Here is a 9534-nt window from a genome sequence, read left to right as displayed (position 1 = left end):
ATCAAAAAAAATAAATTCACAAAAAGTAGTACAAAACGTTATAAATACTAGGTTTTTTAAAGCAAAATTAATTTTAAAAAAAAGATTAAAAAAACACTTATTCTGCTTTAAATCAATTTATTAAAAAGAAAAAACCTACTTTTAAGGGCTTTTTTTTCGTTTTAAGTAAATTTATTCGCTTAATAAAAAATTAACCCTAAAATTGCAGAAAGTTACAAGAAGCAGGTAAAAATACGGGTAGTAAAATAAAAAAAAGATTGAACAAAAGTTAAAAATATTAGAAAAGCTCAAAAAAAAACAAAAAATAACTAACTATCTAAATATCAAGACAAAAAGCACTATAATTCTAAAATTGAATTAATTTGTTTAAATAACTGTCCATCACTTAAAAAAGCGCCTTGTTTTATCAACTCAAAAATCGAAGAGTTTCGATCTTCAGTAAAATTTTTCTTTCCCGTTTTCATTTCTATCGCATCTGTAAACATATTATCACTTAACCATTGCAAACCATCTTTAGTCAGGAAATCAATTTCAACAACCAAAGATTTCAATACAATAGATTGCACATAAGTTTCGAAACACTGAAATAAAAATATATGATTTTTAGAAAAATGTTCTAAAAATTCTGCTCTTGACAAAACGCCTTCCCAAATTAAATCCGAAAAAACATCCAATTCCTGTTCGGCAACTTCCGGCTTATTTAATTTTAAAGAATCCCACTCCGCTTTATCAATAGCCTGTGCAGCTAAAAAGCTGGTAAATTCTGCATGTAATTCCTCAAATTGTTCTTTTGTTAATCTAATATATTTCATTTTCTAAATATAAAACGCTGACTTTTTTTTAAGCTTGCAAATTTATACTTTTAAAAGTTAATGAGATGACTTTCTTAAGAAAAAGACTTCTCTTATTGAAATAACATTTAATGGAAATTCAACAATAACATGAAGCATACTTAAGAAATACAAAACTACAACACCAATCTTATAACTATAAACATACAAAATCACTGATGTTAGCCATAAAATCAAAATTGACACTAAATAAGGCTTAGAAATGCCACTACACCATCCAATTATTGATGTTTTAGAAAACCAATTCAAATAATGATAGGTATATGAAAAAGCAATAAATGTTTGGATTTTTATAATTACAACAGAATTAAAGTCAAAGTATGAAATTGAAATATTATTTAAAATTTGATTTAAAGAAACAATAATACTTTTAAAACCAGTCTCTAAAAACATATCTTTCACTAATTCAGATGTATCAAATACAGATAAAAAGGGATTATACGAAATAAACAGAGGAATCAAAATAAAAAAAACAATTGTAGTTACACCATAAACAGAACGATTTTTTAAAGTTCCAAGAATAATAAATAACAGCGTAAAAAAATAAACATGAATAATCGTTGGTAAAAAGATACTTACAATAAAAAAATAAAAGGGTGAAATTTCAAGAAACAATAACCCAAATGTAAAAGCGAAAATAAAGACAAGAAAAATCTTTTTAGATCCTTTAAAAAATACCAATCCAATGGAAAATATTAAACTAGAAACAATCAAAACACCAAATAACAACACGAAACAGCTATTTAAATAACTAGAAAAAAAGCTTCTATTTTTAAATATTTAAAAAGCATAAGAAAAGTGATCATTGCAGTAATCACCATTAAAATCGAGATATATTTTCTATCCTGAATAAAATAATTCTTTTGATGTAGCCAATTAATTTCAGTCAGGTAATGTAATGGCCCTAAAACCGCGTAAGAAAAAAGAAAAAGTTCAAATGGCAGCATTAGAGACAGAAGCAAAGATATTAGAATCAAAATTATATTCAATACCTCAATTTTATTTGCTTTAGTCATATTAAACATTTCTAAAATATAAATATAAAAAAAATCCCGAATTCATTTTTTTAGAATGAAAACGGGATTTTAATTTTATATATAAACTATTACTTTTCAGCAACAATTTCGTATGGTAAATCAACAATAACATCTCTGTGTAAACGGATGCTTGCCGAGTATTTCCCAGTACGTTTTACGATACCACTAGTGATGAATTTTCTATCAATAGCATTACCTGATTTCTCTAAAGCTTCTGCAATATCGATGTTTGTGATAGAACCAAAAAGTTTCTCTCCACCAGCTTTAGCAGTAAGTTTAATTTCAAGAGATTTTAAAGTTTCAGCTAACGCTTTTGCATCAGCAACAACTTTAGCTTCCTTGTGTGCTCTTTGTTTTAGGTTTTCAGCTAAAACTTTTTTAGCTGAAGGAGTCGCTAAAGTAGCAAAACCCTGAGGAATCAAAAAGTTACGACCATAACCAGGTTTTACAGATACTACATCATCTTTAAACCCTAAATTTTGCACGTCTTGTTTTAAAATAATTTCCATGTTGTTGTCCTTATAATTTTAGAAGTTAGGTTCTGCTTTACAGAAACCAGCGACTAGAGTTTTTTATACTATTTTAATAAATCGGCCACGTATGGCATTAAAGCTAAGTGACGAGCTCTTTTTACAGCTACAGAAACTTTTCTTTGGTATTTTAATGAAGTTCCTGTTAAACGACGAGGAAGAATTTTTCCTTGCTCATTAACGAATTTCAATAAGAAATCAGCATCTTTATAATCGATATATTTGATTCCTGATTTTTTGAAACGACAATACTTTTTAGTTTTGTTAGTTTCTATGTTTAAAGGCGTTAGATATCTGATATCTCCGTCTTTTTTCCCTGAAGCAGATTGTTGTAATGTTGCCATAATAATTAAGCTTTTGTAGATTTAAGTTTAGCTCTTCTTCTTTCAGCCCATGAAATAGCATGTTTATCAAGACTTACAGTCAGAAAACGCATAACTCTTTCGTCACGTCTGAATTCAGTTTCAAAAGCAATCAGAACTTCTCCAGCTACTTTGAATTCGAATAAGTGATAAAAACCACTTTTTTTGTTTTGGATTTCGTAAGCCATTTTTTTAAGGCCCCAATCCTCTTTCGATACCATTTCAGCTCCTCTACTAGTAAGAAATTCTTCAAATTTCGTTACTGTTTCCTTTACCTGAACTTCAGATAAAACGGGATTTAAAATGAAAACAGTTTCATAATGATTCATAAATACAATATTTATTTGTTAAAATTGGGTGCAAAAGTAACCATTATATTTTAATAACCAACATTTTTTTCTTTTATTCGTTGAAATGCAAAAAACAGGCATCCATCTTAGTTTTTTTCCAAAAAAATAATACATTTACTATTGTAAACTTGAATTTATTAAATCTAACTCTTATGAAACTAAACTGTGTTGTTGTAGATGATAGTTCTATACAGAGGGCAATTATTGCAAAATTAGTCAACAATCATCCTGGCTTACACCTTATTGGTGATTTTTCTAATGCAATCGAGGCAAAAAGTTGTATGTCTTTAAACAATATCGATTTAATATTTCTGGATATTGAAATGCCTGTTATTAACGGCTTTGACTTTCTTGATGGTTTAAAATCAAAACCTCAGATTATATTTATTACTTCTAAAGCTGAATATGCATTGAAGGCTTTTGACTATGATGCAACAGATTATCTTCAAAAACCTATAGCCGTTGAGCGTTTTAATGCTTCTGTGAAGAGGGCAATCGACATGCATATACTTAAAAAAGAAGTAAAGGAAGAAGAAGGCGAACACATTTTTATCAAAAGCAACCTTAAGAAACTTAAAATTTTCACATCAAAAATCAAATGGATTGAAGCATTTGGAGATTACGTAAGGGTTGTTACTGAAGATGACAGCAATTTGGTATTGTCAACAATGAAATCTTTTGAGAATGATTTATCAAAAGAAAAATTTATCCGTGTTCATAAATCATAGTATTATTAACATTGATAAAGTGGAACGCTTCAACAGCAAATTTGCAGAAATTGGCATCACTAAGATTCCACTTAGCCGAAACAAAAAAGAAGATTTAGTAAGAGCGTTGTCAACGCCGTAAATAATTAGTAATAATCTACATTTACAACTACCTTTATAGCTCTGTATTGCGGAACTGCCTCAAAACTATTCAAGATTTTCTGAATAGTTTTTTTTGTTGCTCCTAAAGGAACATTGTGAGGAATTTTAATCAAAATTGTTCTGATATATTCGTTTCTTATCCTGTTAATTGCCGGTTCTTCAGGCCCCAATACAGGCATATTCAAATTTTGGCTTAAAACCTGATACATCCACATCGTACCTTCTTTTAATTTATCAAAATCACGGTGCTTTAAAGTCAGTTTTATAATTCTAAAATAAGGAGGGTATTTATAGATTTTCCTGTCATACAATTGTTCCTTATACATACCTGCATAATTATGCATGGTAACCTGCTGAATTGTATTATGATTTGGATTATAAGTCTGAATCACCACTTTTCCTTGTTTTTCAGATCTTCCGGCTCTTCCTGCAACTTGTGTCATCATCTGAAAACTACGTTCAAAAGCCCTGAAATCAGGATGATGCAGCATATTATCGGCATTCATAATTCCGACCAGACTTACATTATCAAAATCCAGTCCTTTGGCGAGCATTTGGGTACCAACTAGAATATCTATTTCTCTATTTTTAAAAGTATCTATGATTTTTTCAAAACCAAATTTTCCGCGAGTTGTATCCTGATCCATCCTTCCTGTTTTGGCTTTCGGAAAAAGAGAGAGCAATTCTTGTTCTATTTGCTCTGTTCCAAAACCTTTTGTAGTCAAGTCAATACTGGAACAACTATGACAATGCGTTGGTTTTGCAATTGAATAACCACAGTAATGACAGCGCAGTTGATTTTTATTTTTATGATAAGTCAAACTTACATTGCATTGCTGGCAATGCGGCACATGACCACAGGTTAAGCATTCTATTACAGGAGAATAGCCTCTCCTGTTTTGAAACAAAATCACTTGTTCTCCTAAAGACAATGCTTCAGCAATTTCTTCAATCAGAAGGTCGCTAAAGTGCCCTGTCATTCTTTTCCTAAAATGCTTGTCTTTTAAATCTACCAAAACAACTTCCGGCATTCGGACATTATTATAACGTTCCGTAATCGTAACCAAACCAAATTTTTCAATTTGAGTATTAAAATAAGTCTCAATACTTGGAGTTGCAGATCCTAAAAGTACTTTTGCACCATGAAAATTAGCTAAAACAATTGCCGAATCACGCGCATGATATCTAGGAGCCGGATCAGTCTGCTTAAAAGTCTGTTCATGCTCTTCATCAACAATCAACAAACCAAGATTATTAAAAGGCAAAAACAAAGCTGACCTCGCCCCTATTACAATTTGAGCCTTTTCTGAGTTTTCGAGTGTCTGTCTCCATACTTCTACTCTTTCATTATTACTGTATTTAGAATGAAAAACAGCTACTTTATCCCCAAAATGAAGTCGCAAACGAGAAACTAATTGTGTCGTAAGTGCAATTTCAGGTAAAAGATATAAAACTTGTTTTCCTGTTTCTAAATATTCCTCAATTAACTTAATATATATTTCTGTTTTGCCGCTTGAAGTAACACCATGAAGCAGACAAACCTCTTTTTCTGATAAGCTATTTTTAATTTCAGTTAAAGCTGTATCCTGAGCTTTGCTTAACAATAATTGTTTCTCTGAGACACTTCCTTCAAAAGAAACTCTGTCATGCTGTAAATAATATTCTTCAAAAATTTCTTTTTCAATTAATGCTTTTACAACTGTAGATGTCGAATTTGAGACCTCTGTCAATTTCTTTACTGTAATAGGCTTTTTTTCTGAAGCACTAATTTGAAAATATGCTAAAACAATTTCTTTTTGTTTATTGGCATTTTTCAGTATTTCTAACAATTCATTTAAACCACTGTCCGATTCATATTTCGAATGCAGTTTTACATAGCGAACCAATTTTGGCTTATAACTTTTTTTTATTTCTTCTTCTAAAACAATAATATCTTTTGAAATCATTTTTTGAAGAACCGGAAGTATATTTTTCTTATTCAGAATTGAAATGATATCCTGAACCTTAAGTGAACTTTGATGGTGTAAAGCTTTATAAATCAAAAATTCATCATCGGAAAGTTCACTATCCTTTACTGTAACATTTGGTTTATGTGAAATAATCGTTTCACTTTCCAGCAATAACCCGACAGGAAACGCCCCTCGATACACATCTCCAATTCCACACATATAATAGTTTGCTATCCAAAGCCAGTGTTTAATCTGTATTTCGGTTGCAATTGGCTTTTCGTCTAATATCTGATGGATTTCTTTGGCTTCATACAAGCCAGGTTCATTTTGGTGCAGATCAATAACCAATGCTGTGTAAATTTTGCTTTTACCAAAAGGTACTGCTACCCTCATTCCTTTTTTAATAAAATGGAATTCAGCTTCAGAAATACGATACGTAAAGGTTTTAGCTAAAGAAAGCGGTAAAACAACTTCGACAAAAAACATGTAATTATTTTAAATTGATGAATTATTTTTTACCCCAAGTTTGTACCGCATTATATTTCCGGACGATATTCAAAGTATGTTTCAGAGATTCTATATTCGTCCAATCATCATGACCTGAGATAATATAAACTGGATTCTTAAATTTCGCTTGTACCTTTTGGATTGATTTTTCCCATTCTTTCACATCTGCATCACCCAGGTAGCCTAAATCTTTTGCTTTTGTACTTTTAACAAAACAGCCTCCATAAAGTACTTTCTCTTTATCAAACCAAACTATAATGTTATCCGGAGCGTGTCCTTTTCCAGGGTAATAAATTTCAAAAGTATGTTGCCCGACTGTAAAAGTAGTATCATTCGGAATTATAAATTCGGCTCTTTTTTTGTTATCATGCTTAAGAATTTGATCTGTCGCTTTTATGGTATAAGTTTTAATTCCTTTTTCTCTGTAAAAATTCAAACCTCCTGCCCGATCTTCATGAGAATGTGTTGCGAAATACATTACTACATCTTTATTATGCCTTGCTTTTATACTATCCAATAAAGGCTTATACTGCTTTTCATCCCAGGGCGCATCAAACAAAACAACACCTTTATCTGTCACAAGATACATAGCATTTGCAGAAACCGGTGTTCCTTTGTAATCATGGAATGTCTTATAAACATAAAAGTCACCTGTAAGATGACTTATTTGTAATGGTGAATTCTTAGATTGCCCCGAGCTATCAAATAGTGCTGCTAAGAATAAAATTATGGATGCTAAATTTCGCATTTTATTAAATTAATTTTTAACTCGTGCCCAGTATTGTGTTCTTCCTACAATAGAAATCCCAATATAACCACGTAGTTTTAATTTATCAGCAGAATCGAGAGTAATATAGCACTTGTATTTTTTTCCATTTGTTGGATCTAAAATTGTTCCTCCATTATACTCAGCCCCGTCTTTTTTAAGTCCGTTAATAATTATCATACCTAAAATAGGCTTATTTTTTTTCGGCTCCATCACACTTTGTGCATACATCTTTTTTATGATCAGCACGTAGTATATCTACAACTTTTCCGTAGATTTTTCCGGATTTTTCATAAATCTCTACTATTGATTTTGCTTCACCAGTTTCATCATCAATTGTTTTCCATTTCCCAACCACACTTTGCGCCTGAACAGTATTTAACGTTAGAAAAAAAACACCAATGGCTAATATCAAATTTTTCATAATCCTATTTATTTTTTTGTCTTAATTTCCTAATCGAAGCATTGAGTTCAAACCCCAGCAACAGTATCATACAGTTTATCCAAATATAAAACATTAGAATTAATAATGTGCCAATAGAACCATAAAGTTCGTTGTATTTTGAAAATTTTATAACCCAAATCCCAAAAAAGAACGAAGATATAACAATTAATACTGTTGTAAAAACCGAACCGATACTAATAAAAGGCACCTTATTATATTGTCTGGTTCCGTAACGCAATAATATTGAAGTTGTTATCAAAATCATCAGCATGACAAATAAATATCTTCCTAAAATAATCAAAGGAATTCGGTCGCTCAGCACATCCTGAATCATCGTTTTTTGAATGAACACCTCAAAAACAACAATTGTAGCAACAGTTACAAATAATATAATCGTCATTACAAGTGAAATCGCAATTGCTACTAAATATTGACTAAAAAAGCCGCGCTTATCAAAAACATGCTTAGACGATTCGAAACCGCTAAGAATACCGTTAATACCATTTGCCATCAAAAAAATTGAAAGCAAAAATCCCGATGACAATAAGCCTGAGTGACTATTATTTAAAATATCACTTATTATTTTACTAATAGCATCGTAAGTATTTGGCGGGACTCCCTGTTGCACAAATTGCAGAAAATCATTCTGAAATCCTTCAATTGGAATATAGGGAATTAAATTGAGGATGAATAGTGCAAAAGGAAATAAAGCCATAAAGAAACTAAACGATACGGCACTGGCATGGTACGAAAAAGCCCCCTCAAGAATACCCAAAATATACATTTCGAGTAAATCATATAACGAAAAACCTTCTAACCATGGTAATTTTATATTCTTTAAAAATCGAACTAAAAAACGTACTACTGGCATTTTCTCAAGTCGATCTCCTATTTCCTGCGACATGTATTATAGTTTTAGTTAGCTGAGTATAAATCTTAGATTACAAACTCTAATGTGTACTACGATAATTTGTTTCTAGAAAGCTTTTAAACTAAGGTCCATATTATAAACTGAGTGTGTCAAAGCACCTGATGAAATATAATTTACACCGCAAAGTCCATATTCCCGAATCGTTTTTTCGCTGATGTTGCCTGAAGATTCTGTCTGGCATTTATTACCAATCAATGCTACGGCCGTTTTCGTATCTTCATAATTAAAGTTATCAATTAAAATTCTGTGAACTCCGTCGCTCAATAAGATTTCACGGATTTCATCCAGATTTCTGGCCTCAACAATAATCTTTAAATCCAGATTATTAGCTTTCAAATATTCTTTTGTTTTATTTATTGCTAATGTAATTCCTCCTGCAAAATCAATATGATTATCTTTTAACATTATCATATCATACAAAGCAAAACGATGATTTTCTCCGCCGCCGATTTTTACTGCCCATTTTTCGGCCACTCTGAAATTGGGAGTTGTTTTGCGTGTATCTAATATTTTAGCATCAGTTCCTTCCAAAAGCTGCATCAAATGATTTGTTTTGGTAGCAATAGCAGACATGCGCTGCATGGTGTTCAAAATCACTCTTTCAGCCTTCAAAATTGCTTGTGAACTTCCTGAAACTTCAAAAACAACTTCACCATATTCAACGTGAGAACCGTCTTCAATAAAAGTTTTAACTTTCAATTTTGGATCAACATATTGAAATATCATTTTAGCTAGTTCGACTCCGGCAATTATACCCTGATCCTTTACCAATAATTTAGCTTGTCCGTTTGCAGTATCAGGAATACATGCCAATGAACTAAAATCTCCCGGACCTACATCTTCCCGAATTGCATTACTTATCAATAGTTGTAATTCAGTTTGAAATTGTGCTTCGCTAATCATTTTCTTAAATTTTATAAGATGCTAAAATAGGACT

9 protein-coding genes and 2 pseudogenes are annotated in these 9534 nt (G+C 31.2%); 1 reads left to right on the top strand and 10 read right to left on the bottom strand.

Annotated elements, in window-relative coordinates; all coding sequences use genetic code 11:
• Window positions 1–338: 338 nt before the first annotated feature.
• The 5 genes from P5P89_RS15625 to rpsF all read right to left on the bottom strand — a co-directional run bounded on the left by P5P89_RS15625 (window position 339) and on the right by rpsF (window position 3109).
• Window positions 339–812: a DUF6495 family protein gene (locus P5P89_RS15625; protein ID WP_278009162.1), complete on the bottom strand. Its 474-nt coding sequence runs from the start codon at window positions 810–812 to the stop codon at window positions 339–341.
• A gap of 57 nt (window positions 813–869) precedes the next feature.
• The gene (locus P5P89_RS15620) at window positions 870–1583 is read right to left on the bottom strand and encodes a hypothetical protein (RefSeq protein ID WP_278009161.1); all 714 of its coding nucleotides are present in this window, start codon (window positions 1581–1583) and stop codon (window positions 870–872) included.
• 373 nt (window positions 1584–1956) lie between these two features.
• Window positions 1957–2397, bottom strand: coding sequence for a 50S ribosomal protein L9 (gene rplI / locus P5P89_RS15615; RefSeq protein ID WP_223683025.1), 441 nt, complete (start codon window positions 2395–2397; stop codon window positions 1957–1959).
• A 68-nt stretch (window positions 2398–2465) separates the two neighbouring features.
• Complete coding sequence (rpsR, locus tag P5P89_RS15610) at window positions 2466–2762, bottom strand: 30S ribosomal protein S18 (protein ID WP_007138295.1); 297 nt, start codon at window positions 2760–2762, stop codon at window positions 2466–2468.
• Window positions 2763–2767: 5 nt separating this feature from the next.
• Window positions 2768–3109, bottom strand: coding sequence for a 30S ribosomal protein S6 (gene rpsF / locus P5P89_RS15605; RefSeq protein ID WP_007810575.1), 342 nt, complete (start codon window positions 3107–3109; stop codon window positions 2768–2770).
• A gap of 173 nt (window positions 3110–3282) precedes the next feature.
• Here rpsF and P5P89_RS15600 point away from each other — a divergent pair.
• Window positions 3283–3979: pseudogene (locus tag P5P89_RS15600) on the top strand (LytR/AlgR family response regulator transcription factor).
• 4 nt (window positions 3980–3983) lie between these two features.
• Here the strand turns inward: P5P89_RS15600 and priA are convergent.
• The 5 genes and pseudogenes from priA to nadC all read right to left on the bottom strand — a co-directional run bounded on the left by priA (window position 3984) and on the right by nadC (window position 9500).
• Window positions 3984–6434 (bottom strand): replication restart helicase PriA, encoded by a 2451-nt coding sequence (gene priA / locus P5P89_RS15595; protein WP_278009160.1) that lies wholly within the window; start codon window positions 6432–6434, stop codon window positions 3984–3986.
• A gap of 22 nt (window positions 6435–6456) precedes the next feature.
• Complete coding sequence (bla-B1-FLAV, locus tag P5P89_RS15590) at window positions 6457–7203, bottom strand: subclass B1 metallo-beta-lactamase (protein WP_278009159.1); 747 nt, start codon at window positions 7201–7203, stop codon at window positions 6457–6459.
• Between the two features lie 9 nt (window positions 7204–7212).
• Window positions 7213–7645: pseudogene (locus tag P5P89_RS15585) on the bottom strand (DUF2147 domain-containing protein).
• A 4-nt stretch (window positions 7646–7649) separates the two neighbouring features.
• Window positions 7650–8570, bottom strand: a complete 921-nt coding sequence (locus P5P89_RS15580; protein WP_223683020.1) for a YihY/virulence factor BrkB family protein — start codon at window positions 8568–8570, stop codon at window positions 7650–7652.
• A gap of 72 nt (window positions 8571–8642) precedes the next feature.
• A complete protein-coding gene (gene nadC / locus P5P89_RS15575; protein WP_278009158.1) occupies window positions 8643–9500 on the bottom strand; it encodes a carboxylating nicotinate-nucleotide diphosphorylase in 858 nt (285 codons plus the stop codon).
• Window positions 9501–9534 lie beyond the last annotated feature (34 nt).

This window comes from Flavobacterium gyeonganense, assembly GCF_029625295.1.
Classification (GTDB): domain Bacteria; phylum Bacteroidota; class Bacteroidia; order Flavobacteriales; family Flavobacteriaceae; genus Flavobacterium; species Flavobacterium gyeonganense.
This window is presented reverse-complemented; position numbering and strand designations above follow the sequence as displayed.